This window comes from Streptomyces sp. SLBN-8D4, from assembly GCF_049739545.1.
In the GTDB taxonomy this organism is placed as follows: Bacteria; Actinomycetota; Actinomycetes; order Streptomycetales; family Streptomycetaceae; genus Streptomyces; species Streptomyces canus_C.
Window position 1 is genome coordinate 150,339 of the sequence record NZ_JBMGQC010000001.1, and the last position, 24,320, is coordinate 174,658.

Genomic DNA, 24,320 nt, shown 5'->3' on the forward strand with positions numbered 1-24,320 from the left:
TAACCTCGGTTGCACAGGTCGCGGCGCTCGCCCGACCGCGTCCGAGGCGAAAGGCCCACACTCGTGATCGAAGCGCGCGAGCTGACCAAGCGGTACGGCGACAAGACCGTCGTCGACGAGTTGAGTTTCACCGTCAAGCCCGGCGAGGTCACCGGCTTCCTCGGCCCCAACGGCGCCGGCAAGTCCACCACCATGCGCATGGTCGTCGGCCTGGACGCCCCCACCAGGGGCGCGGTCACCGTCAACGGCAAGTCCTACGCGAAGCTCACGGCACCGCTGCACGAGATCGGCACCCTGCTGGAGGCCAAGTCCGTCCACCCCGGCCGCAGCGCGTTCAACCACCTGATGGCCCTCGCGTACACCCACGGCATACCGCGCCGCCGGGTCGACGAGGTCATCGAACTGGCCGGACTGACCAGTGTGGCCGGCAAACGTGTCGGGGCCTTCTCGCTCGGCATGGGTCAGCGGCTCGGCATCGCCGCGGCCCTGCTCGGTGACCCGGCGATCGTCATGCTCGACGAGCCGGTCAACGGCCTCGACCCCGAGGGCGTGTTGTGGGTCCTCGCGGGGTGAGCCGTCAGCGCTACTACCGGCTGTCCCGAAACGGTGGCGTCAGGGCAGCGACGCCGGCTCCGCCCCCGCCGACGTGCCACCGTGCGGGCGCGCTCCCGCGATGCGCAGGGCGATGTCGCCGTACTGGTAGGCGAGTTGATCGACGGAGAACTCGCCGCCCTCGTGGAACCAGCTGGCGACGCCGATGCCCATGTCGAGGATCGAGTACGAGGCGATGCGGGCCGACTGTACGTGGAAGGCGCCCTCGGCGACGCCCTGCTCGATGAGTTCGCGGAAACGGCGCTCGTAGTCGCTGCGGCGGCCGAGTACCCGGTCCTGGTCGGGCTGGTCCAGGCTGCCGATCTCGCGGTTGCCGACGAAGGCCTCCAGGCGGTGGCGGGCGTGGTAGCGGATGTGCGCCTCCACCGAGCGGCGCAGCTGTTCCCGGATGTCGTCGGTGCCGGAGACGGCCACGATGTTGTCGGCGATGAGCCGCTCCATCGTGCCGATCATGATCTCCGCCAGTAGTTCGTGCTTGGAGGCCACGTGCTTGTAGAGGCTCGGACCCCGGATGCCCACGGCGGCTCCGATGTCGGCCATGGTGGTGGACCGGTAGCCCTGTGCGGCGAAGAGCCGCAGCGCGGCCTGCCGGATCGCCGACCGGCGGTCGGTGACGGGGGTGCCTTCGGCCCGGGCCGGCCGGTGCGGCCGCTCGTACGACCCGTCGCGCGATGCGCTGTGCGACGTGCCGTGCCCCTCGCTGTGGGCTGAGCTCACGCGAACTCCTGAAGCTATCGACCATTAGCCGATTCCGTCTACTGAAGTGGCCACTATAGCCCGGACTCTTGACATCGCGCCCTGCACACCTCTGAGATGGCTAATGGTCAGTAGCCAAGCTCGGGAGTGACGATGCCCATCGGGTTCGAGATCGACGAGAGGGTCGCCGCCCTCGCACGGCGCACCACCGCGTTCGTACAGGACGTGGTGATACCCGAGGAGCGGGCTTGCGACGGGAACGTCCACGCCGGGCCGGAGCCGCTGCGCCGACGGCTCCAGCAGGCAGCCCGCGACGCGGGGGTGTTCGCACCCCACGTCGGTACGGAGTGGGGCGGGCTCGGGCTCGACCTGTGCGGGCAGGCAGTGGTGTTCGAGGCGGCCGGGTACTCGCTGCTCGGGCCGCTTGCGCTGAACTGCGCGGCACCCGACGAAGGCAACGCGCATCTGCTCGAAGTCGTCGCCACGGAGCAGCAGAAGGAGCGCTATCTGCGGCCGCTGGCCGCGGGTGAGGTCCGGTCCTGTTTCGCGATGACCGAGCCCGCGCCCGGCGCCGGTTCCGATCCGCGCGCCCTCGCCACCACCGCGACCAGGATCGACGGCGGCTGGCGGATCGACGGACGCAAGTGGTTCATCAGCGGCGCCGACGGGGCCGCTTTCGCCATCTGCATGGCCCGCACCAGTGGCGGACCGGGCGACTCGGGCGGCGCGACGATGTTCGTCGTCGACGCCGACAACCCGGGGATGAAGATCGTCCGGAACATCGACACCCTGGACCAGGGCCTGTTCGGCGGGCACAGCGAGATCGTCTTCGAGGGCTGCGAGGTCGCCGACAGCGCCGTCCTGGGCGAGGTGGACCAGGGATTCACGTACGCGCAGGTCCGCCTGGGGCCCGCCCGGATGACGCACTGCATGCGCTGGCTCGGCGTGGCGCGGCGGGCGCAGGACATCGCCTTGGAGCGCGCGACGGAGCGTTCGGCCTTCGGCAGACCGCTGGCCGAACTCGGCATGGTGCAGCAGCTGTTGGCCGACTCCGAGATCGACATCGAGACCAGCCGTGCGGTGCTGTGGCGGGCCTGCTGGGAACTGGACCAGGGACGCTCGGCCGCCCAGCACACCTCGATCGCCAAGACGTACGTCTCCGAGGCGGTCAACCGGGTGGTCGACCGGTCCGTGCAGGTGTGCGGCGCGCTCGGCATCTCGGGGGACGCCCCGCTGTCCCGGCTGTACCGGGAGGTGCGTCCCTTCCGGATCTACGACGGTCCTTCCGAGACCCACCGGTGGGCCATCGCCAAGCGTGCGGTACGGGCGGCGCGCGAGCGGGTGGCCGCACAGTGACCGCGTCCGAGGCTGCCGTGGTCGGCGTCGACGTGCCCGCGCTGCAGCGGTACTTCGACCACCATGTCCCCGAGTGCGCCGGCCCGTTGAGGATCCGTCTGCTCCAGGGCGGGCGCTCCAATCTGACGTACGAAGTGACCGACGGGACGCACCGTTGGGTGCTGCGCCGGCCCCCGCTGGGGGTGCTGACCCCCACCGCGCACGACATGGATCGCGAGTACCGCGTCGTCGCCGCGCTCGGTGGCACCGGGGTGCCCGTGGCGCGCGCCGTGCTGTCGTGCCGGGACCCGGAGGTGATCGGCGCGCCGTTCTGCGTCGTCGACTTCGTGGAAGGGACGGTGCTGCGGGACGGCGACGACGCTGCCGCACTGCCGCCGCACAAGGCACGACGGGCCGCGGACGCGCTTGTGGACGCGCTCGTGGCACTCCACTCGGTCGACGCCTGCCACGTCGGGCTCGGCGACTTCGGCCGGCCCGACGGGTATCTGGAGCGTCAGGTGCGGCGCTGGCGCGGGCAGTGGGAGAAGGTCGCCACGCGGTCGCTGTCCGACATCGACGAGCTGCACGGCAGGCTCGCTCGCGCCGTGCCGGCGAGTGGCGCTCCGGCGATCGTGCACGGCGACTACCGTCTGGACAACACCATCCTGGCGCCCGACGGCTTCGACCGGATCGCGGCGATCGTCGACTGGGAGATGGCCACGCTCGGTGATCCCCTCGCCGATCTCGGGATGCTCCTCATGTACTGGGACCCGACCTGCGAGCCGGTCCTCGCGGCACGGCACGTCCCGACGGCCAACCCCGGTTTTCCCACGGGTCCCGAGCTGGCCGCGCGGTACGCCGCGAAGTCCGGCCGCGACATCGACGCCCTGCCCTACTACCAGGCCCTGGCCTGTTTCAAGCTCGCCGTCATCGCGGAGGGCATCCACGCCCGCTACCTCGCGGGACAGACCGTCGGCGTCGGATTCGAGCGGGTCGGATCCGCGGTTCCCGCGCTGCTGCGCTCGGGGCTGGAGCTGCTGCGATGACCGCGACCGCGCGCACACCGAACCGAGGAGAGCCCGTGGGAGGCCGACTGTCCGGACAGATCGCCCTGGTCACCGGCGCGACCGGCGGCATCGGACACGCCGTCTCGCACCGGCTCGCCGCGGAGGGCGCGACGGTCGTGGTGACGGACATGGACGCCGGCCGCTGCGACGATCTGGCGAAAGAGCTGACGGGTGACGGGGCGCGGGCGCTCGGCCTCGTGCTGGACGTCAGCGACGAGGAGGCGTGGCGCGGCGCGGTAGAGCGCGTGGTCGACGAGCTGGGCGGCCTGTCGGTGCTGGTCAACAACGCGGGCATCGCCGAGATGCGGACGGTCGAGACGGAGACCCAGGAGTCCTGGGACAAGGTCATCGCGGTCACCCAGGGCGGTGTGTGGCTCGGCATGAAGCACGGTGGTCCCGCGATCGAACGCTCCGGCGGTGGCTCGGTCATCAACATCGCGTCGATCTTCGGGACCGTCGGTGGCTTCGGCAGCCAGTTCTCCTACCACGCCGCGAAAGGCGCGGTCCGCCTGATGACGAAGAACGCCGCGCTCCACTGGGCGACGCGCGGGGTCCGCGTCAACTCGATCCACCCCGGTTTCATCGAGACGCCCCTGTCCCGGGAACTGTGGCAGGGCACGCCACGGCACACCGCCATGGTCGAGGGCACCCCGATGGGGCGGTTGGGCAGGCCCGACGAGGTCGCGGGCGCGGTGGCGTTCCTGGCCTCCCAGGACGCGACCTTCATCACGGGCTCCGAGCTGTACGTGGACGGCGGCTGGACGGCCCGCTGAGGAAGCGGTCCACGCAGGTTCCCAGAAAGGCAAGGAGGGGCGCGGCGATGACCGAGCCCCTCCCCCGTGCATGTGCCGTGTCAGCGCACCCGCGTGTACTGGTTCACCCCGCCCACAAGCGCCACCGTGGCGCGTCCGCGCAGCACCAGGACGTCCAGGTGGGCCGCCGTCTCGTTCACGGCGAGCATCTGGTTGAAGGCGTTGAGGTCGGCGAACGACACCTCTCGGCGGGTCCACCCCAGCTTGCGCGCCACCGCGTGCGCATCGAGGGTGTCGTCGCCCAGGGCTGTCAGGCTCTTGGACAGTCGGTCGTCGTGGTGGGTGAGCAGTTCGGCGACGCGGGTGTGGGCGCTGTCGGTGACCGGCCCGTGCGCGGGCAGCAGACGGGTGTCGGCGTACCGCGTCATGAGCCGCAGCGAGTCGAGGTAGTCGGCGAGGGGGCGCCCGCCGGCTTCGGTCAGCTCGAACCCGATGGACGGGGTGATGTGCGGAAGGACGTGGTCGCCGGCGAACAGCAGTCCGCGCTGTTCGTCCAGGAAGACCACATGTCCCTTGGTGTGCCCGGGAGTCGGTACGACGCGCAGTGCGTGGTCGCCGAAGTGGAGCGTTTCCGCGCCGAGCCACTGGTCGGGGGCCTCCCACACGCTCGGGTCGTACCCGCCGTGGTCCATCGCCTGGATCTGCTCGGCGAGTTCGCCCGCCCCTCCCCTGCGCAGCGTCTCGAGCGAGCCGGCGGGTTCGTCGCTGCGCAGCCGGTCGAGCATCTCCAGCCCAGGCCGCTCGCCCGCGCCCAGGTAGACCCGCGAGCCCAGCAGTCGGCGCAGCTCGACGGCGTTGGTGTAGTGGTCACGGTGGATGTGGGTGACCAGGATGTGGCTGATGTCGCCGAGGTCGCGCCCGATGGCGGCCAGCGCCTCCTCGAGTGCCTTGCGCGCTTCGGGGATCGCCCAGCCCCCGTCGATCATGACGATGCCGTTGTCCTCCGCGAGGTTCTCCAGCAGATAGACGTTGACGGCGTGCAGGCCGTCGTTGGGCAGTGGCAGGGGAACGCGGTGCACTCCGGGCTGGACGGTCTGGACTCCGGCTGCGGCCCATGGGCCCTGGTCGAACCGCGCTGTCATGACGCTCCAATGCTGGTGTTTCGCTGGGGGCCGGACCCGGCGTGGCGCGCGGGGGTGCGACCCCGGCGGGTCTGTCCTCTGATCAGGCCGGATCGCTTTGATCAGGCCGAGTCGGGTGTGCCCGTCCGTAGCCGGTGGACCAGTTCACGGGCCCCGCTCCGGTCGAGTTTGCCGACCTTGGTCTGGGGCAACTCCTCGACGTCGTACACGAACTCGGGCCACTTGGCCTTGGACAGTCCGACGCTCTCCAGGTGCCCGGTCACCTCGGCCAGGTCGATGCCGTCTCCGTCCTCGGTGACGACCAGCAGCGCCACGCGCTCGCCGAGCACCTCGTCCGGGACCGCGGCGACACAGGCCCTGGCCACCCGCGGGTACCCGGCGACCGCCCGCTCGATCTCGGTGATGTCGATGTTGCGGCCGCCTCGGATGATGATGTCCTTCTCGCGGCCCATGATGCTGACGGTGCCGTCCTCATGGGTCAGCAGCAGGTCGCCGGTCGGGAAGAAGCCGTCGTCGGTCAGCTCCGGCCGTTCGACCCGTCCGTCGCGGGCGTAGCCGACGAACAGAGAGGGGCCGCGGACCTGTGCCCGGCCGGTGACGCCCGGTTCCGCCACGGCGCCGTCGGGGGTCAGCGCGCGCAGGTGCGTTCCCGGGAAGGGGCGGCCGTCCCTGCCCAGCCTGATCTCCTCGGGGTCGTCGGGTCGGGGCGAGGTGTGGCCGAGGCACTCCGACATGCCGAACACGCGCAGGATCTTCGTGCCCAGTGACCGTTCGGCACGCGCCAGGGCGCCACGGTCCATGGGACCGCCGCCCACGGTGATGGCGCGGACTCCCGAGAGAACACCGGATCCGGCCGCCTCGGCGCCCATCTGCAGGGCCATCGTCGGTACGCACATGGTCCAGCGGACCTCCGCCTCGGCCATCCGTCGCAGCGCGAGAGCCCGGTCCCATTTCGACGTCAGGACGAGCGGGCCGCCCAGCAGCAAGGAGAGGTACACGCCGAAGCAGTAGGCGGCCGTCGACGACAGCGGCACGATCGCGGCAACCGCGTCGCCGGGGTCCAGGCCGTTGATGGCGATGGTGCTGGCGCAGGCGTAGCGCAGGGCTTCCTCGGACTGCACCACGCCCTTGGGACGCCCGGTCGAGCCGGAGGTCAGCCCGATGAGGACCCCTCCGTTCCACCGTGACACATCACGCGGACCCGGCACGGCACGGCAGGTCCAGCCGTCGAGAACCGCGTCCACCTGGCCCGGCAGCAGTTCGGGCAGGCCCCATTCGTCGGCCGCCGTGGTCTCGGCGGCGACCGCGTCGGGGCGGATGTCCTCGTAGGCTGCGGCGAACTCGGCATCGGTGGTGTGCCGGTTGACGACCGCGAGGACCCCTCCGCTCATGCCCACGGCAAGGGAGCCGGCGACGGTACGCCATGAGTTGTCGGCCTGGAGCATGACGGTGCCGCCCGTGCCCCCCGGGAACATGGCTTCGGCGAGCCGGCCGGCCTCGGCGAGCAGCTCTCGCGCCGTATGGCTGCCCTCGTCGTCGATGACGGCGACGAAGTCCGCCTGCCCGGCCCTTCGTTGGAACTCCCGCACTACCTGTCGCATCCCGTTTCCTCGCTACGCCGGCCGAACTCCGTGACGGACTCGGTGATGAACCCTGTGGTGCATGCCTCACGCATGCCGTGCTGACGAACTCACGAACTGGAGGCGCTCGGTGCGGTGTTCTCAGCCGCCGAACAGCTGCGCCTCGTGCCCCATGACCGCGATACGGCGGCCCTTCATGTCCCCGACCTGCGCGAGCGCGTCCGCCCACTCCTGGCTCGCGAGGGCCTTCTTCAGGTCCCGCGGGGAGTCGAAGCTGAGCACGGAGATCCCGTCCCAGCCCTCCGAGCGCGGCTCCAGCGCCTGGTCGATTTCGGTGTGCCGCCAGGCGCGAAGACCGGGCAGGCGGTAGGTGAGTTCCGCGTGGTCGCCGCGCCACCAGTCGATGAACTGCTCGTGGGTCCACTCCGGGGGCCTGGCGGCCAGCAGGACGAGGTTGTACATGACGGTCCTCCGTGGGTGTCCGGTCGAGGCGAGGATGGCGAATCCAGTTGCGTCCGGCCGCGCGGGTTCAGGTGAAGCGGATCTCGGACGACCGGCCGATCAGCAGGCGCTGCAGACGTCCGTGGTCGTCCACCCGGCCGGCGGCGACGAAGCTCGCCTCGGGCACTCCCCCGCGCCGCACCTCGCCGAGGAAGAGTTCGTCCTGGCCGAGGGTGGTCGCGGACAGGAGATGGTGGGTGCGGGTGCCCTTCTCGCGCTGTTCGAGGTAGCCGACGAGGGCGGCACGGTCCCCGGCGAAGTCGGTCGCGTTGCCGTCTCCGGTGGAGAACAGGATGGAGAGAGTGAAGTCGTCGCTGATCAGGTCGAGGATCCGGGTCGGTTCGTCACTGTCGAGGATGTCGAACCAGGCGGTGAGGAAGGGTGCGGGGGCGGCGTCCGTGGAGGTGTCGGTCATGTGGGGTCCCGGGAATCGGTGGGTGGCTGCCGGAGTGCGGCGCGGCTAGTGCGGCCGGTCGATGAGGTCGTAGGTGGTGCTGAAGTACGACTGGTAGCGCGCCATGCGCCCGTCGGGGGTGACGACGGCGGCCGACAGGAAGGAGCCGACGGTCTTCCCTGACTCGGTGACCACTCCGTACACGGTCTCCAGGTCGCCGTCGGAGCTGTGCCGGAGGATTTCGTGTCCCCTCTCGACAGCGTTGCGGCCCGCGATGTAGGCGGCGAAGTCGTCCCTGGACGTTCCCGTCGCCTCGCGGCCGGGCAGGGCGATCAGGAATCGGAAGTCCGGGACGAGGAGTTCGAGTGCCCGACGGGGGTCGTCACTGTCCATACGGGCCATGTAGTCGCGGATTACGCCGGCCATGGGAGTCCTCTCCATGCGGGGAATGGCTGATTTCAGTCGCGGGCGGGATCAGTCGCGTTCGCGGATTCAGTCGCGATCGGGGACTCAGTCGCGGGCGGGCGGGGTGAAGAAGTCCCCCTGGGACTCCCAGCGGCCGTCCCTGACCACGACCTTCTGTACGTCGCGGGTGCCGAGGTGGTGCTGCGCGGAGAAGTTCAGGACCGGTGCGACGCCGGTGTCGACCGCGCGAGCCTTCTTGTACGCATCGGTCAGCGCCTGGGAGGTGATCGGGCCGTCGATGGTCTGGGCGATCTCGACGAACGCCTTGGCGGCGGCCCAGCCCCACAGGGTGATGAAGTCGGCCGGGTGTCCGCGCTCGTACGTGGCCATCGCGGAGCGGAACTCCTTGATGGCGGGGTCGTCGTCGTGGGGTGACTTCACCAGTTGCACCGCCTTGACGCCTTCTGCCGCCTTGCCCGCGAGGGTGAGGGTGGACTGTGCCGCGACCGGAGCGTAGCCGTACACGGGGGTGGACAGCCCTTGGAGCTTGGCTTCCTTCAGGTAGGACGCGGCCTCGGCGGCGGCGAGGATCACCACGACGGCGTCGGGCTTTTCACGCTTCACCTTGCTGATCACCGGGCTGTAGTCGGTGGTCTGGAACTTGACCGAGAGGCTTTTGACCTGGACCGACGGATCGGTCTTGCGGGCCGCCGGGCCGATCTCCTTGGCGACGTTCACGAACGCCGCCGGGTCGCTGTGCACGACGAGCACCTTCTTCGCCCCGTCCTGCGCCGCCCACTGTCCGAGCGCGGATGCCTGGTCCTCGTAGAGGGTCTGCATGCCGAACAGGCCGTCGCGGGCGGGCTGGTACCAGGACGCGTCTCCGCCCAGGGTGTTGAGGACGGGGACCTTCGACTGCTCGAGCACGAAGGGGAAGGTGGCCTGGGACTGGGCGGTGCCGTTGGTGGCGACGATCGCCACCACTCCGTCCTGGTCGACGAGCCGTCGGGCGATCTGCACGGTCTGCTGGGGATCGAAGGCGTTGTCCTTGACGATCCAGTCGATCTTGCGTCCGTTGATCCCGCCACGGGCGTTGACCGACTTGAAGTACGCGTCGGCGCCGGCTCTCTCAGGGATGCCGAAGGAGGCGACGGCTCCCGTGAGGGGGTACCACGCGCCGATCCTGATGACGTCGTCCCGGGCCGCGGGGCCTTGGGTGCCGCAGGCGCTCGCCGCGAGGGCGAGCAGGGCGGTGGCTGCGGCGATGAGCGAGCGTGTCGTGCGTCGTCGCAAGACCCCTCCTCAGATCAACCTGAGTTAAGTTCAGTTCAGTTTGGATTTTAATCCCGAGGAAACAGCCCTGGCAATGGCTCGTCACGTACCGAGAAAGCAGTGCGGCCCTCCGACAGGGTGTCCGTCGAAGGGCCGCGAGGTGCGGTGACCGCTCAGCGCGTCAGGAGGCGACCATCCGGACGCAGGCGCCCTCGATCAGCTCGCTGACCTCCGACAGCGGGGTCGGTCCTGACGGGCGGTACCACCGCCACACACTGACGATCAGCCCGAGCACACTCGCACCGAGCAGCTGTGCGTCACGCAGTGGGAAGGAGCCCTGGGACATGCCCTTGACGAGCAGATTCGTCCAGTCCCGTTCGACGACCTGGACCAGCTGACGGGCCGCGACCCGTTCGTCCTCCTCGCGCTTGGACCTGCGCGAACCGGACAGCAGGTCCATGTGGTTCTGCAGAATGCGCATCTGCAGGACCTCCTGCGGGGACACGTCGTAGGCCGCGCGGACCGCGGCCCGCAGCGCATCGACGGGGTCCGCGGCGTCCTTCGTCGCCTCCACGAACCGGTCGTGGGAGCGTTGCAGTTCCACCCGCATGATGGTGAGCAGGCAGTGGGTCTTCGACTCGAAGTAGTGGTACAGGGCCGTCTGCCCGATGCCGACGCGCTCCGCCACCGTCGACCACTTGGTGGCCTCGAAGCCGGACTCACCGAAACAGTCCACCGCGGCCGTGAGAATGGCCGCGCGCTTGGACCGCGGCCCCGCCTCCGGTTCAACGATCCTCGTCATGCACCCTCTCCATGGCCGTCACCCACCGTGTCCGTACCCGAGAGTAAACCCAAGCTGAACTCAGTTGCCAACCGAATCCGGTCAGAGGCGTTCGAGCACGGTCGCGTTGGCCATCCCGCCGCCCTCGCACATCGTCTGCAGACCGTAGCGCCCGCCGGTCCTGCGCAGCTGGTGGACGAGCGTGGTCATCAGCCGGGCACCCGTGGCGCCGAGCGGGTGACCCAGCGCGATCGCCCCGCCGAAGGCGTTGACCCGCTCCTGGTCGACGCCGATCTCCTTCTGCCAGGCGAGGACGACGGAGGCGAAGGCCTCGTTGATCTCGACCAGGTCGACGTCGTCGATGGACAGGCCCGCCCTGTCCAGGACCCTCTCGGTGGCCGGGATCGGCCCCGTGAGCATGTGGATCGGGTCGGAGCCGACCACCGCCATGGTGTGCACGCGGGCCAGGGGAGTCAGACCGTGGCGGCGGACCGCGTCCTCGGAGGCGATGAGCAGGGCGGCGGCACCGTCGGAGATCTGGCTGGCGACGGCGGCCGTCAGCCGCCCGTCCTCGGTGAGGGTCTTCAGTCCCGCCATCTTCTCGAGCGTGGTGTCGGAGCGCGGACCCTCGTCCGCGGCGAGTCCGAAGGCCGGGACGATCTCTTCGTCGAAGGCTCCGCCGGCCTGCGCGGCGAGGGCCCGCCGGTGGCTGGTGAGCGCGAACCGCTCCATGTCCTCGCGGGAGACGCTCCACTTCTCCGCGATCAGCTCGGCCCCACGGAACTGCGAGACCTCCTGGTCCCCGAAGTGTTCGCGCCAGCCGTCTCCCGCGAAGGGACTGCCCATCCCCGCCTGTTCGCCGACGAACATGGGGCTGGCCATGGGCACCAGGCTCATCACCTCCACCCCGCCCGCGACGACCATGTCTGCCGCACCGGAGCCGACGGCCTGGGCGGCGAAGTGCACGGCCTGCTGGGACGAGCCGCACTGACGGTCGATGGTGGTTCCGGGTACATGCTGGGGCAGGCCCGCCGACAGCCAGGCGGTACGGGCGATGTTTGCGCTCTGGGCCCCGATCTGGCTGACACAGCCGAAGTACACGTCCTCGACCGCATCCGGGTCGGCTCCGGTGCGTTCCAGCAGGGCACGCAGCACATGGGCGCCGAGATCGGCCGGGTGCACCCCGCTGAGCGTGCCCTTGCGGCGGCCGACCGGCGTACGGACGGCCCCGACAATGAATGCTTCCGACACGGTGGGCTCTCCCTTGGTTCGAAGGACGAGTGCAGTGAGCGTGGTTGATCAGGGCCTGGACGGGCCGCGCGTGAAGTCCGGCGCCCTCTTGCCGAGGAACGCGGCGACGCCCTCGCGGCCCTCGTCCGAGGCAGCCGCGGCGGCGAGCGCTCCGGCCTCGTCGTCGAGGTGCCGGGCGAGATCCGCCGTCTGACCGGAGGCGACGAGGCGGCGGGTGGCGCCGAAGGCGCGGGTGGGGCCGCGGCGCAGGTCCTCGGCGGTCCGCTCGGCCTCGGCGGTCAGTTCTCCGAACGGGACGACACGACTCACCAGACCGATCGCGACGGCTTCCGCCGCCGGGACGCGGCGGTTCGTCAGCAGCAGCTCGATCGCCCGCTTGGGGCCGACGAGGCGGGGCAGCTGCCAGCTCACACCGGCGTCCGGCGAGTAGCCGATGCCGGTGTAGGCGGCGGTGAACGTGACGTTGTCGGCAGCGAGCGTCACGTCGGCCGCCGCGGCGAGGCCGATGCCCGCGCCGGCGACGGCGCCCTGGACGGCGGCCACCATGGGCGCGTCGATCGAGGCGAACGTGCGCAGGGCGTCGTGCAGCGCGTCGGTCACCGCGACGAGGTGCTTCTCCAAAGCCTCGCCGGTCAGCCGGGAGAACTCCCTGAGGTCGCCGCCGACGCAGAAGGACTTCCCCGCACCGGTGAGCAGCACGGCCCGTACAGCCGCACGTTCGCAGGCCCTCGCCGCGTCGAGGAGCCCGCGCGCCGTCCCGAGGTCGATGGCGTTGCCCGCCTGGCCCCGGCGCAGTGTGACACGGGCGAGGCCGTCGTCCTGGATCTCGACGCCGACGCTCGCCGCGCGATCCGCGGCACACCGGCTGGGCGGCGTCGTAGCGCGATCCGTGGTCTGTCGGGCACCCGATCCGGTGCCTGTCACCGCGCGGTCCATCCGCCGTCGACCGTAAGGACCTGGCCGGTGCAGTACGAGGACGCGTCCGAGGCCAGGAACAGCAGCGCGCCGTCGAGTTCATGACCGTCGCCGCCGCGCCGCAGCAGGGTGTTCCGTTCGACCCAGCGGCTGGATCGCTCGTCGCCGAAGAGGTCCGCGGTCATCTCGGTGCGGAACCAGCCCGGGGCGAGCGCGTTGACGCGAGTTCCACTACGGCCCCACTGTCCGGCCAGCTCACGGGTCAGGCCGATCAGGCCGGCCTTGGACGCGGAGTAGCTCGCCCCGCCGAGGGGTGCGGCCGAGACCAGGCCGAGGATGGAGGAGACGTTGATGATGCTCCTGCCGCCGCTCGCGGGGGCCGGGGCCTCGGCGGTCAGCCGGGCCAGATGGAAGGGCGCCGTGAGGTTGACGCCGAGGACGTCTGCGAAGGCGGCCGGTGACTCGTCCTCGGCACGGGTCTCGCCCGAGCTCGCCGCGTTGTTGACGAGGATGTCGACACGGCCGGTGGTGGCCAGCGCCGTCTCGATGAGCCTCGTACGGTCGGCCTCCCGTACGACGTCGCAGACGACCGAGTGGATGCGCGCGTCGCGGTCGGCGAGTTCCTTCAGCCGGTCGACGCGGCGGGCGGCGGCGAACACGGTGGCGCCGGCCTGCGCGAGGACGCTCGCGAACCTGGCACCGAGGCCGGAGGACGCGCCTGTGACGATGGCCGTCCTGCCCTCCAGCGAGAAGAGATCACCGGCGGGTCGCGGCGCGCTCACTCCTCCACCCCGATCGGCAGCGCGGTCGCGCCCCCGTCGAGCACCAGGGTCTGGCCGGTCATCCAGGACGAGGCGTCGGAGGCGAGGAACAGTGCCGCGTTCGCCACGTCCTCCACCGTGCCGAGGCGCCGCATCGGCAGTTTGGCGGTGAGGACGGGTTCCCGGACCTCCCACACCGCACGCGCCAGTTCGGTCTTGATCAGGCCCGGGGCGATGGCGTTCACCCGTGCGCGCGGCCCGAGTTCGTAGGCGAGCTGGCGGGTCATGTGGAGCATGGCCGCCTTGGTGGCGTTGTAGTAGCCGATGTGCGGGTCGACGATCAGTCCGCCGACCGAGGCGATGTTGACGACCGCTCCCCCGTGCTCGGCCATCCAGGCGCGCCAGGCGCAGCGGGTCCAGGCGATCATCCCGTACTGGTTGACCCGGACCGTCTTCTCCGCGCGCGGCAGATCCAGGTCGAGCAGGTCGCCGTGGTACGGGTTGGTCGCCGCGTTGTTGACGAGGATGTCGACGCGGCCGAAGCGGGCCATGGTCTCGTCGACGCAGGCCTCTGCCTGTTCGGGTTCGCCGGCGTTGGCCACCACGGTGTGGAGGTCGCCGTCGCCCTTGACGCGCAGCAACTCCTCGCGTGCCTCGGCCAGTCCGGCGGCCTTCCGTGCCGCTATGACCACGTGGGCGCCGGCTGCCCGGTAGGCGGTGGCGATGCCGAGGCCGATGCCGCGGGATCCACCGGTGATGACGGCCACCTTGCCGTCGAGGGTGTTGGCGCTCACGCTGCCCCTGCCTTCGTGTCGGCCGTCTGCCGCTCGGCTTTCGTATCGGCCGGCTTCTGCTCGGCCGTCGGGTCGGTTTTCCTGTAGGGGGCGAGTTCCTGGCGGGCGACCGTCCGCAGGTGCACCTCGTCGGGCCCGTCGGCGATCTTCAGTGCCCGGGTGATGGAGAACAGCCGGGCCAGTACGGTGTCGTCGCTGACCCCGGCCGCGCCGTGCGCCTGGACCGCGCGGTCGACCACCTTGTGGGCGACCTCCAGTGCCGCCACCTTGATCGCGGCGACTTCCATACGGGCGGCGGCGTTCCCGACGGTGTCCATCAGCCAGGCCGACTTGAGGACGAGCAGCCGTAGTTGTTCGATCTCGATGCGGCTGCGGGCGATCCACTCGCGCACGACCCCGCGCTCGGCGAGGGGCCCGCCGAAGGCGACGCGCTCGGTGGCCCGTTCGCACATCAGCTGCAGGGCGCGCTCGGCGAAACCCACGGCGCGCATCGCGTAGTGCATGCGTCCGGGGCCGAGCCGCCCCTGGGCGATCGCGAATCCGTCGCCCTCGCCGCCCAGGATGTTCTCCACGGGTACGCGGACGTTCTCGAAGAGCACCTCGCCGTGGCCGCACCGGTCGGTGTAGCCGAACATCGGCAGGTCGCGCAGGACGGTGACGCCCGGTGTGTCGCGGGGAATGAGCAGCATGCTCTGCTGGCGGTAGGTGGGCGCGTCCGGGTCGGTCTTGCCCATCAGGATGATCAGCTTGCAGTCGGGGTCGAGGATCCCGGAGGTGTACCACTTGCGGCCGTTGACGACGTAGCTGTCGCCGTCGCGGGTGATGCGGGTGCGGATGTTGCGGGCGTCGGAGCTGGCGACCTCGGGCTCGGTCATCGCGAAGCAGGACCGGATCTCGGCCTCCAGCAGGGGCCGCAGCCAGCGCTCCTGCTGTGCGGGAGTGCCGTACAGCGCGAGCAGTTCCATGTTGCCGGTGTCGGGCGCCGAGCAGTTGAACACCTCGGGGCCGATGATGGAGCGGCCCGCCAGCTCCATGAGGGGCGCGTATTCGAGGTTGGTGAGTCCCGCGCCCCAGTCGCCGTGTGCCATGAAGAGGTTCCACAGGCCCTCGGCGCGGGCCTTCTCCTTCAGCTCGGTCATCACCGGCGGCAGCGCGTGCGGGTCGTCCGCTTCTGCCAGCTGCCGGTCGTAGACGGGCTCCGCGGGGAAGACGTGCTCTGCCATGAACGACCGCATACGGTCCTGGAGTTCACTCGCCCGGGGCGAGAATCCGAAATCCACGAGTTGCTCCTCATGCTGGGGTGTGCCTGCGGGTCCGGGTCAGCCGAGGATGTCGCGGGCCGTGCGGATCATCGCGGCGATGGTGGGCGGCAGTCGCTCCTGGTCCGGGTCGTGGTGCTTGCCCTCGCGGTGCCTGCGCAGGTTGTGGCCCATGATCGCGGCCATCTTCATGCGGGCCAGGGCGCGGAACCAGTCCATCGCGGGCAGCGCGGGGCCGCCACCGCCGTAGGCGTCGAGGAGTTCGGCCTCGGTGGGCAGGCCCGGCACCTCACGGCCCAGTTGCGGGAAGTTGCGGTGGTCGGCGAAGAGCAGGAACCAGCCCAGGTCGATGCGTGGGTCGCCGACGCTCCAGATCTCCCAGTCGACGACCGCCGTCGCACGCCGGCCGACGCACAGCACGTTGCCGAGCCGGAAGTCGCCGTGCAGCAGCACCGGCGGGAGGTCATCGGGCACGTCGTCGGCGAGGCGATTGAGCAACTCCTCGCCTCCCGGCCGCAGTTCGGACGGTACGGCGTGCAGGGTGCGGCTCCACCGCTCCAGCTCGCCCGCCGCGTCGAGGGGTTCGGGCGCGGCGAGACCGGGTGTGTCGACGTCGGTCTCGTGCAGCCGCCGCAGCACGGAGGCAATCTCCAGCATGCGTGCCCGGGCCGTGGCGGCGGGCACCTCGGGCTCGTCGAGGACGGGCTCGACGGCCTCACCCGCGGCGAAGTCCATGGCGAACCAGGCCGGTTGGGCCTCGTCGACGGCGGCGACGCCGGGCACCGGCACCGGAGATCCGGCGAGCGCGCCCAGCACCCGTGCCTGGCGCAGCACGTCGTTGCGCCCGACGGGCCGCTGCCCGGGTGGCACCGCCTTGATGACGTACGCCGCCTCGCCCGCGGTCACCGAATAGGTCAGCCCGGAGTGGCCGCCGGGCAGGGGCCTCAACTCGCCCACGGGCGCCCCGGGATGGCGGCGGGCGAGGGCGTCACGGACCCGTGCGGACAGCTCCGACACCTGCGTGGCCGTGCTCATCGGACGGGCTCCTTGGGCAGGCCGAGCACGCGCTCGGCGAGGATGTTGTGCTGGATCTCGTCGGTGCCGCCCGCGATGCTGTACCCGGGTGCGCCGAGCAGGTGTTCCGTCCAGGCGTAGGTGCCCCACTCCCCCGTGTCGGCGACGAGGCGCGGCCCGAGCAGTTCGGACACCAGGTCGCTGGTGCGGCGCATGGTCTCGGTGGCGTACAGCTTGCCGACCGAGGCCTCGGCTCCGGGTTCGCGTCCGGCGACGAGGGCGCCGGTCACCCGCAGTCCGATGAGCCGCTGCACGAGGGCGCGGAGGTAGAGGTCGGCGGCCTGGCGCTGTTCGCCGCCGGTGAGCGGGCGGGGCAGGTTCCTGGCCAGGTCCAGGGCCCGGTCGGCGTTGTCGAGGCCCAGGTTTCCGGAGTCGAGCCGTTCGGCGGCCAGCACACTCAGCGTGACCCGCCAGCCCTCGCCGACCGGTCCCAGCCGGTCGGTGTCGGGCACGATCACGTCGTCGAGGTAGACCTCGTTGAAGCTGGCCCCTCCGGTCATCTGCTGGATGGGCCGTACGGTCACGCCCGGCGCGTCCATGCGCACCAGGAAGACGGTGATGCCGGCGTGCTTGCGGACGTCCGGGTCGGTGCGGCACACAGCGACCCCCCAGGTCGCGACCCCGGCCCCGGAAGTCCACACCTTGTGGCCCCGCAGCACCCAGTGATCCCCTTCACGCACCGCCTTCGTGCGCACCGCGGCGAGGTCGGATCCCGCCTCGGTCTCGGAGAAGAGCTGGCAGGCCAGCTCGTCCGTGCGCAGCATGGGCCGCAGCCAGCGGTCCTTCTGCTCGTCGGTGCCCCAGATGCCGATCGCGGGGGCGACGAGCTGCTGGGTCACGGGGAAGATCTCGGTGCGGTGCGGCACGTCGAAGGCCGCTTCCTCGGTGCGGTAGAGCTGCTCGTAGTACGCGGGCAGCTCGCGGCCTCCGTACGCGGGCTGCCAGTTGAGGGCGCCCCAGCCCTGGTCGTATCGGGTGCGTTCCCATTCCTGGGTGCGGGCGGTGTGCCCGCGTTCCTGCTGCTCCGTCCAGTTCTCGAACACTGCGACGGAGTCGGAGCCGCTGCCCCACGCCTCGTCAGCGGTGCGCGGGCGGGCGACCGTGGCGAGCCACTGCCGGGCCTGTGCGCGGAACGCGTCGGGGTCCGGGATACCGCTCATGACCTTCCTCTCCTTCCTCCGTCGCGGATCAGTGGGATCAGACGGATCAGCGGGACAGCACCGTGCAGGCGCTCACGCCCGGGGCTCCGTACACATGGGTGAAGCCGACTCTCGGTTCGCCCTGGACCTGGCGTTTGCCGGCCCGGCCGCGCAGTTGCTGGACGACCTCGTAGACCTGGCGCAGTCCCGAGGCACCGATGGGTTCGCCGTTGGCGATGCAGCCGCCGTCGGTGTTGACGGGCAGCGTGCCGCCGATCTCGGTGGCGCCCGAGGCGATCAGCCGCTCCTGTTCGCCGTTCTCGCAGAACCCGCACTCGGCCATGTGCATGATCTCGGCGCCGCTCTCGGTGTCCTGGAGCTGGCACACGTCCACGTCACCGGGACCGAGCCCCGCCTCCTCGAAGGCGGCGGCGGAGGCATCTCGGCTGACGCTGGTGAGCTCGCCGCCGGGGATCCAGGGGCTGAACACCTCGAACGAGCCGAAGCGGCGGGTGCGTACGGACGCGGAGCGCAGCGTGACCGACGGGCCGTCCAGGGTGCGGGCGACCTCGGGTGAGCACAGGACGAGCGCGGCGGCGCCCGCTCCCGGCGAGCAGAACATGAAGCGGGTCAGGGGATCGCTGACCATGCCGGAGTCGAGGATCTCCTCGGCGGACACCGGCTTGCGCCGCCATGCCTCGGGGGTCAGCCCTCCGTTGCGGTACGCCTTCTCGGCGACCCGGGCGAGGGTCTGCGGCGTGATGTCGTGGTCGTGCATGTAGCGCTGGATCTTCATGCCGAAGAACTGGGTGGTCACCATCAGTCCGTCGCTGCCGTACTCGGCGCCCAGTCCCCAGTCCTCGGGGCGTGGGTCGAAGGCGCCGCGCGGGTGTTTGTCGAAGCCGACGGCGAGGACGACGTCCGCCATGCCGGAGCGGATGGCGTTCACGGCCGAGACCAGGGCGCTGCCGCCGGTCGCGCAGCCGTTCTTGACGTTGACGAACGGCAGCCCGGTGAGGCCGAGTTGGGCCACCAGGCTGTCGGCGAGCCCGGCGCTGTCGCTGCCGCCGAACGCCGCTCCCACCCGCGACCACTCGATTCCGGCATCCGCCAGAGCGCTGTTCACCGCACCGACGGCCAGTTGACGACCGCTTGTCTCCGTGCGGCCGAACGGGGTGCGCCCGGCACCGCAGATCAGGACGTCGGCGCTCATGAGTTCCCCTTGTGGCAGGTGGTGGGGCGGGCCCGCGGGACCCCTTCACCCGCGGTCACCGTGAGGGGCATGCCGATGCGGACCTCCTCGAAGTCATCGACGTCGAGGACTGCGGCCACCCTTACGCCGTCCGGCAGTTCGACGTAGCCGAGGGCGAACGGTACGAAGCCGCCGGGTGGGGCCTGGTACGGCGGTGACTTGGGTGCGTAGCGCTGCACCGTCCAGGTCCACAGGATGCCCGCGCCGGACAGGGCCGCCGGGTCGGCCGGCCCTCCGCAGCGCGGACACGTGTCGTCCGCGGGGTAGACCGACACCGAGCAGCCGGAGCAGCGTGAGCCCTGGAGTGCGGTCGCCGGACTGCGCGGATGGGTGGTCATGTGGATCAGCGCCCCTGCCACTTGGGCTCGCGCTTCTCCAGGAACGCCGAGACGCCCTCGGCGGCGTCCTCGGAGTTGAGCGCCACGCCCACGGCGAGGTGCTCCATGACCATCAGCGACTGGGTGTCGGCGTCCAGGCTGCGGTCGATGGTCATCTTGGTGAGCCACATCGTGAACGGGCTCTTGTCGGTGAGGTCACCGATGAAGTCCTCGACCGTCTCGTCCAGCTGGTCGGCCGGGGCGGACTTGTTGATCAGGCCGAAGTCGGCGGCCTCGATGCCGGACAGCAGCTTGCCGGTGAGCATCAGCTCCTTGGTCTTGCGGATGCCGATCATGCGCGGCACGCGGTAGATCGGACCGGCCCCGCCGAACAGGGAGCGGCGGATGTGGAAGTCGCCGATCTTGGCGTCGTCCGCGGCGATGGCGAAGTCGCAGGAGATCATGATCTCGAAGCCGCCCGCGGTGACGTAGCCCTCCAGGACCGCGACCGAGGGGGTCTTCATGGAGTAGAGCCGGTCGCAGACCTTCGCGGACTTCACCGCGACGTCGATGGCGTTCGACTTGCCGACGAAGTCGGCCTTGAGGCTGTCGAGGTCGAACCCTGAGCAGAAGGTGCCCCCACGACCGCGGAACACCAGGACCCTCAGCTCGGGGTCCTCGTCGACCTCGGTGATGATCTCGTCGAGCCGGTCCAGGATCGGCACCGTGACGCAGTTCTTCTTCCACGGCCGGTTCAGCCAGACGCGGGCGACATGACCGTCACGCTCGAACTGGATTTCGTCTTCCACTGCCATCTCAGATCCTCCAAACTGAACTGAATTCACTACGAGTCTGGGGAGGTGCTGATCCACTGTCAACCCTCTGGTCGAGATTGCCGCGCGGGACTTGCGCCGGCCCGCCCGGCTCAGCTCCGGCCGCCGCCCGGAATGTCCACGAGGACCTTGAGCCGCCGCCCGTCCCGGACGTCGTGCAGCCCGGCGAGGGTGTCGCGGAGGGGAATGTGATCGAGCCAGCCGTCCGTCGGATAGCGACCTCTCGCCATGTGCGCGATGACCCGCTCGAAGACCCCGTCCGGATAGGCCTCACAGCCGAGCAGGGCGAGTTCGGCCAGGCGCACGACGGACGCGTCGATGATCACCGGGCCGGAGTACAGGGCCACCATCACCACCGGCGCCCGGGCGGCCAGCGAGCGGATCGCGGTATTCAGCGCATCGACCCGGCCCGAGCATTCGACGGCGGCGTCAACACCACGGCCCCGGGTGAAGGCCATCACCTCCGCCACCACGTCGACCACTTCGGGGTCGAGCACCCGGGCCCCGTGCCGTTCGGCCGCCGCACGGCGGGCCGGCGAGGGCTCCACCATCAGCACGTCCTCGACCCCGTGCGCCTTGAACGCGAACAACGCGCCCATCCCGACCGCGCCCGCACCCGTCACCAGCGCGCTGCCGCCGCGGGGCACACGGGCCCGCTCCACGGCGTTCAGGGCCACCGCCATCGGCTCCACGAGGGCGCCCTGCTCCAGCGGGACGCCATCGGGCAGTTGATGCACCGAGTCGGCCGCCACGACCACGTACTGGGCGAGGCCGCCGCCCGGGGCCGTCACACCGATCGCCGCCAGGTCCGCGCACAGGTGGGACAGTCCCGACGAGCAGCGTGGACACACTCCGCAGGTGCGGATCGGCCGCACGCAGACCCGGGCACCGGGCGCGACCCGGTCGGCCCCGCGCCCGCAGGCCACCACGGTCCCGGCGAACTCGTGCCCCAGAGTCTGCGGAAGCGTGGCACCGGTGAGCGGGTTGGGCACGTGCGTCGCCCGCGGCAGCTCGAAGTACTCGTGCACATCGGTGCCGCAGATCCCCGCGTACGCCACGCGGATCTTCACTTCGCCCGGCCCCGGCTCGGGCTCGGGCATCTCCTCGATCCGCAGATCCTTGGCTCCGTACAGCCTGGCGGCCAGCATGCTTCCTCCTCGGTGTCGGTCCCGTACAGCACTCCCGAGATTGACACTGAACTGAACTGACTTCAATAGAATGCTTGAGACCGTCACCTACTTCGGTTCAGTATGGAAAGGCTCAATCCGGCCTCCAGAAAAGGACCTCCATGCCTGACATCTCCCGCCTCGGCATCGTCGGCTGCGGACTCATGGGCTCCGGCATCGCCGAGGTCGCCGCCCTGCGCGGCCTCGACGTCACCGTCGCCGAGTCGACGCCCGAGCTGGCCGCGGCCGGCCGCGAACGTGTCACGGCGTCCCTGGACCGCGGTCTGCGGCGCGGCAAGTTCGGCGCTGCAGACCGCGACCAGGCCCTGGCCCGGCTGTCGTTCACCCATGACCTGGGAGACCTGGCCGACCGGCAGATCGTCATCGAGGCCGTCGCCGAGAACCGGGAAGTGAAGCTCGACGTCTTCCGTCAGCTGGACAAGGTGGTCACCGACCCGGCGGCCGTCCTGGCCACCAACACGTCCTCGATCCCCGTCGTCGACCTCGCCGTCGCCACCGGCCGGCCCGCCCAGGTCGTGGGCCTGCACTTCTTCAACCCGGTACCGGTACAGAAGCTGGTCGAGGTGATCCCCGCGCTCACCACCGCCACCGAGACCGTGAACCGCGCCCGTTCCTTCGTCGCCGGGCAGCTCGGCAAGGAGGTCATCCAGGCACCCGACCGGTCCGGGTTCGTGGTCAACGCCCTGCTGGTGCCGTATCTGCTCGCCGCGATCCGCATGGTCGAGTCGGGGGCCGCCCGGCCGGAGGACATCGACAGCGGCATGGAGCTGGGGTGCGCCCACCCGATGGGCCCGCTGCGGCTGCTCGACCTGATCGGCCTGGACACGGCACAGGCTGTCGCCGACTCGATGTACGACGAGTTCAAGGAGCCCCTGTACGCCGCTCCCCCGCTGCTCCAACGGATGGTCGCCGCCGGCCACCTGGGCCGTAAGAGCGGCCGTGGATTCTACGTTTACGAGGCCTGAGCAGACGGCATTGCCTTGTGCGAGCCGGCCGCCGGCAGTTCAGCGGCGGCTCACACACGATCACTCGCTTGAGGTGCCCCCGACACGACCGCCTCCGCAGCCGCACGCCCCTCCGCGAGGGCATGCGCGATGCGGCGCGGCACCACACAGTCGCCGATCGCGCGGACGGTCTGCCCGTCGGCCGCCGTGAAGCCCGGGCGTCGCGAGAGGCGTTCGCCAACGGTCACCAGGATGTCGGCGGCGAGGTGCGTCTCGTGGCCGTCCATGACGTTGCGCAGGCGCAGTTCGCCGGCTGTCGTGGCCGTCACGGTGTTCACCGCGGCGATGCGGAGCGGCGCTCCGGTGAGGCGGTGCATCAGCTGGGTGCGGTTCTCCGGTGAAAGGCCCGTCGCGAACCCCGTGCCGGGGGTGACGACCGTGACCTCGCGAGCACCCGCCGCCAGCGCGCTCTCGACGGCGCTGATGCCCTGCCACCAGCCGAAGCCGTCGTCCAGGACGGCCACCCTGGGCGCACGCGGCACGATGTCGGCGCACCGGTCGAGGAAGTCCGTGCTGGTGAGCGTGCGCAGCTCGCCCTGCACGGAGACGACCTTCTCCTCGGCGCCGGTGGCGAGCACGAGCTGGGCGTACTCGGCCAGTTCGGCGGAGGTCGCGGACCTACCGAGCAGCACGCGCACGCCGAGGTCGGCGAGCTGGTCGCGCTGGTACGCGACGAGCTTCTGCCAGCCGGAGCGGTTCGCGGCGAGTGCGGCGAGACGCGCCTGGCCGCCGGCCTCCCGGGCACGGTCGTAGACAACGACCTCGGCGCCGGTACGGGCCAGGGCCATGGCGCACTCCATGCCCGCGGGGCCCGCGCCGAGGACAGCGACGGGTCCGGTGCGCGATGCGCGCCGGGTCAGCAACAGCGGCACGGCAGGGCGTGACCTGGCTCCCGGCGGGCCGAGCTCCGGGTTCACCGAGCAGGATCCGGTGGGCTCGAAGGTCCGGCAGCCCTCGTTGCAGCCCGTGCAGGGACGTACGGAGCGCCCGTCGCCCGCGATCACCTTGCGGGCGAAGTCCGGGTCCGCCATGAACGGCCGTGCCATGCCCACCAGATCGGCCCCCGAGTCCAGCGCCCGCTCGATGTCGGCCACCGACCGGAACCCCTGGCTGATCAGCAACGGCACCGCCACTGCCGTACGCAGCCGGGCCACTGACTCCAGCAGGGGCGGACTGGTGGTGGCCATGCCCGGGACGTAGGTGTTGCGGACGCCGGTGGTGACGTTGGCGTAGGCGAAGGGGGATGCCTCGTACAGGCGCGGAAGCAGCTCGGTCAGGTCGTCCAGGCCGAGCCCGGAGTTGTCACCCGGTTCCACCGACACCCGTACGCCGATGGGGAGTCGGCCGATCTCCGTGCGGATGGCGTCGATCACCTGGGCGAGCAGGGCGATACGGTCGCCGTACTCGTCGTCGCGGGTGTTGTTGACGCGGGAGAGGAACTGGGCGAGCAAGTAGCCGTGGCCCGCGTGCAGTTCGACGCCGTGAAAGCCGGCCTGCACGCTGTTCGCCGCCGAGACGCGGAAGGCGTCGACGACTCGGCGCACTTGCTCCGTGCTCAGCGGGTGGGGCGCGGTCGCCTCGCGAGGGGAACGGACGGCGGCGGCGGAGACCGGAGGATAGTAGGTACCCGCGCCGAGGGTCTCGCGGCCGAGGTGGACGAGCTGGGCGACAGCGACGGCGCCTCCGTCGGTGATGGCCTCGGCCCGGCGGCGTACGGCGTCCTTGATCTCGGGACGCCAGGCCTCGGTCAGGTAGCGCTGCGGCAGGGTCGACTCGGGGGCCACGGCGGTGCCTCCGGCGATCACCATCCCGGCGCCGCCCCTCGCCAGGCGCCGCCAGTAGGTCGCGTCGGTGTCGGTGGGGGCGCCGTCGGTGACGGCGGCGATGGCGTGGGCGGTGGCGACCAGGCGGTTGCGGAGGGTGAGATCACCGAGGGTGAACGGCGTGGCGAGAGTGAGGGCGGTGCTTGGCGTTGGCGTCATGGGCTGTCCGTGCCG

At 70.8% G+C, this 24,320-nt stretch carries 24 protein-coding genes and 1 pseudogene; 5 read left to right on the forward strand and 20 right to left on the reverse strand.

Annotated features, from left to right (window positions below; genetic code table 11):
- Window positions 1–63 precede the first annotated feature (63 nt).
- Window positions 64–561, forward strand: a pseudogene (locus RKD20_RS00700) (ATP-binding cassette domain-containing protein); the annotation flags it as partial.
- Between the two features lie 51 nt (window positions 562–612).
- Here the strand turns inward: RKD20_RS00700 and RKD20_RS00705 are convergent.
- Entirely contained in the window at window positions 613–1,329 is a 717-nt protein-coding gene (locus RKD20_RS00705) for a TetR/AcrR family transcriptional regulator (RefSeq protein ID WP_424875869.1), read from the reverse strand.
- A gap of 132 nt (window positions 1,330–1,461) precedes the next feature.
- Here RKD20_RS00705 and RKD20_RS00710 point away from each other — a divergent pair, with 132 nt between their 5' ends.
- Genes RKD20_RS00710 through RKD20_RS00720 form a run of 3 tightly spaced genes read left to right on the forward strand, consistent with a single transcriptional unit; the run spans window position 1,462 to window position 4,483 of the window.
- Window positions 1,462–2,664, forward strand: coding sequence for an acyl-CoA dehydrogenase family protein (locus RKD20_RS00710; RefSeq protein ID WP_424875870.1), 1,203 nt, complete (start codon window positions 1,462–1,464; stop codon window positions 2,662–2,664).
- Window positions 2,661–3,689, forward strand: a complete 1,029-nt coding sequence (locus tag RKD20_RS00715) for a phosphotransferase family protein (protein ID WP_424875871.1) — start codon at window positions 2,661–2,663, stop codon at window positions 3,687–3,689. Before RKD20_RS00710 ends, RKD20_RS00715 begins: the two co-directional genes overlap by 4 nt.
- Before the next feature lie 35 nt (window positions 3,690–3,724).
- Window positions 3,725–4,483 carry an SDR family NAD(P)-dependent oxidoreductase gene (locus RKD20_RS00720; protein WP_424875872.1) on the forward strand — a complete coding sequence of 253 codons (759 nt, stop codon included), beginning with the start codon at window positions 3,725–3,727 and terminating at the stop codon, window positions 4,481–4,483.
- 80 nt (window positions 4,484–4,563) lie between these two features.
- On the opposite strand, the gene RKD20_RS00725 is transcribed toward RKD20_RS00720, so the two are convergent.
- From RKD20_RS00725 to RKD20_RS00810, 18 genes are all read right to left on the reverse strand, one after another.
- A complete protein-coding gene (locus RKD20_RS00725) occupies window positions 4,564–5,604 on the reverse strand; it encodes an MBL fold metallo-hydrolase (protein ID WP_424875873.1) in 1,041 nt (346 codons plus the stop codon).
- Between the two features lie 101 nt (window positions 5,605–5,705).
- Window positions 5,706–7,205, reverse strand: a complete 1,500-nt coding sequence (locus RKD20_RS00730; protein WP_424875874.1) for a class I adenylate-forming enzyme family protein — start codon at window positions 7,203–7,205, stop codon at window positions 5,706–5,708.
- A 120-nt stretch (window positions 7,206–7,325) separates the two neighbouring features.
- The gene (locus tag RKD20_RS00735) at window positions 7,326–7,646 is read right to left on the reverse strand and encodes an EthD domain-containing protein (RefSeq protein WP_424875875.1); all 321 of its coding nucleotides are present in this window, start codon (window positions 7,644–7,646) and stop codon (window positions 7,326–7,328) included.
- 67 nt (window positions 7,647–7,713) lie between these two features.
- The gene (locus RKD20_RS00740; RefSeq protein WP_266395054.1) at window positions 7,714–8,100 is read right to left on the reverse strand and encodes a hypothetical protein; all 387 of its coding nucleotides are present in this window, start codon (window positions 8,098–8,100) and stop codon (window positions 7,714–7,716) included.
- 45 nt (window positions 8,101–8,145) lie between these two features.
- A complete protein-coding gene (locus RKD20_RS00745) occupies window positions 8,146–8,505 on the reverse strand; it encodes a nuclear transport factor 2 family protein (protein ID WP_424875876.1) in 360 nt (119 codons plus the stop codon).
- 84 nt (window positions 8,506–8,589) lie between these two features.
- Window positions 8,590–9,777, reverse strand: coding sequence for an ABC transporter substrate-binding protein (locus RKD20_RS00750; RefSeq protein WP_424875877.1), 1,188 nt, complete (start codon window positions 9,775–9,777; stop codon window positions 8,590–8,592).
- Window positions 9,778–9,937: 160 nt separating this feature from the next.
- A complete protein-coding gene (locus RKD20_RS00755; protein ID WP_424875878.1) occupies window positions 9,938–10,558 on the reverse strand; it encodes a TetR family transcriptional regulator in 621 nt (206 codons plus the stop codon).
- An 81-nt stretch (window positions 10,559–10,639) separates the two neighbouring features.
- Entirely contained in the window at window positions 10,640–11,788 is a 1,149-nt protein-coding gene (locus tag RKD20_RS00760) for an acetyl-CoA C-acetyltransferase (RefSeq protein WP_424875879.1), read from the reverse strand.
- A 48-nt stretch (window positions 11,789–11,836) separates the two neighbouring features.
- Window positions 11,837–12,712 (reverse strand): enoyl-CoA hydratase-related protein, encoded by an 876-nt coding sequence (locus tag RKD20_RS00765; protein ID WP_424875880.1) that lies wholly within the window; start codon window positions 12,710–12,712, stop codon window positions 11,837–11,839.
- Window positions 12,709–13,485, reverse strand: a complete 777-nt coding sequence (locus RKD20_RS00770; RefSeq protein ID WP_424875881.1) for an SDR family NAD(P)-dependent oxidoreductase — start codon at window positions 13,483–13,485, stop codon at window positions 12,709–12,711. Before RKD20_RS00770 ends, RKD20_RS00765 begins: the two co-directional genes overlap by 4 nt.
- Window positions 13,482–14,258 carry an SDR family oxidoreductase gene (locus tag RKD20_RS00775; RefSeq protein WP_424875882.1) on the reverse strand — a complete coding sequence of 259 codons (777 nt, stop codon included), beginning with the start codon at window positions 14,256–14,258 and terminating at the stop codon, window positions 13,482–13,484. Before RKD20_RS00775 ends, RKD20_RS00770 begins: the two co-directional genes overlap by 4 nt.
- The gene (locus tag RKD20_RS00780; RefSeq protein ID WP_424875883.1) at window positions 14,255–15,538 is read right to left on the reverse strand and encodes an acyl-CoA dehydrogenase family protein; all 1,284 of its coding nucleotides are present in this window, start codon (window positions 15,536–15,538) and stop codon (window positions 14,255–14,257) included. The genes RKD20_RS00775 and RKD20_RS00780 overlap by 4 nt, the downstream gene beginning before the upstream one ends.
- Before the next feature lie 39 nt (window positions 15,539–15,577).
- Window positions 15,578–16,552 carry a phosphotransferase family protein gene (locus RKD20_RS00785; protein WP_424875884.1) on the reverse strand — a complete coding sequence of 325 codons (975 nt, stop codon included), beginning with the start codon at window positions 16,550–16,552 and terminating at the stop codon, window positions 15,578–15,580.
- Window positions 16,549–17,751: an acyl-CoA dehydrogenase family protein gene (locus tag RKD20_RS00790; protein ID WP_424875885.1), complete on the reverse strand. Its 1,203-nt coding sequence runs from the start codon at window positions 17,749–17,751 to the stop codon at window positions 16,549–16,551. The genes RKD20_RS00785 and RKD20_RS00790 overlap by 4 nt, the downstream gene beginning before the upstream one ends.
- Window positions 17,752–17,797: 46 nt before the next feature.
- Window positions 17,798–18,943: a thiolase family protein gene (locus tag RKD20_RS00795; RefSeq protein ID WP_424875886.1), complete on the reverse strand. Its 1,146-nt coding sequence runs from the start codon at window positions 18,941–18,943 to the stop codon at window positions 17,798–17,800.
- On the reverse strand, window positions 18,940–19,320 hold the full coding sequence (locus RKD20_RS00800) for a Zn-ribbon domain-containing OB-fold protein (protein ID WP_424875887.1): 381 nt from the start codon (window positions 19,318–19,320) through the stop codon (window positions 18,940–18,942). Before RKD20_RS00800 ends, RKD20_RS00795 begins: the two co-directional genes overlap by 4 nt.
- 5 nt (window positions 19,321–19,325) lie before the next feature.
- A complete protein-coding gene (locus RKD20_RS00805; protein WP_424875888.1) occupies window positions 19,326–20,114 on the reverse strand; it encodes an enoyl-CoA hydratase/isomerase family protein in 789 nt (262 codons plus the stop codon).
- Window positions 20,115–20,224: 110 nt separating this feature from the next.
- Window positions 20,225–21,280 (reverse strand): alcohol dehydrogenase catalytic domain-containing protein, encoded by a 1,056-nt coding sequence (locus tag RKD20_RS00810; RefSeq protein ID WP_424875889.1) that lies wholly within the window; start codon window positions 21,278–21,280, stop codon window positions 20,225–20,227.
- Between the two features lie 140 nt (window positions 21,281–21,420).
- Between RKD20_RS00810 and RKD20_RS00815 the strand changes: the two genes are divergently transcribed.
- Window positions 21,421–22,284, forward strand: coding sequence for a 3-hydroxybutyryl-CoA dehydrogenase (locus tag RKD20_RS00815; protein ID WP_424875890.1), 864 nt, complete (start codon window positions 21,421–21,423; stop codon window positions 22,282–22,284).
- Between the two features lie 50 nt (window positions 22,285–22,334).
- Here the strand turns inward: RKD20_RS00815 and RKD20_RS00820 are convergent, their stop codons facing one another.
- On the reverse strand, window positions 22,335–24,305 hold the full coding sequence (locus tag RKD20_RS00820; RefSeq protein ID WP_424875891.1) for an FAD-dependent oxidoreductase: 1,971 nt from the start codon (window positions 24,303–24,305) through the stop codon (window positions 22,335–22,337).
- Window positions 24,306–24,320 lie beyond the last annotated feature (15 nt).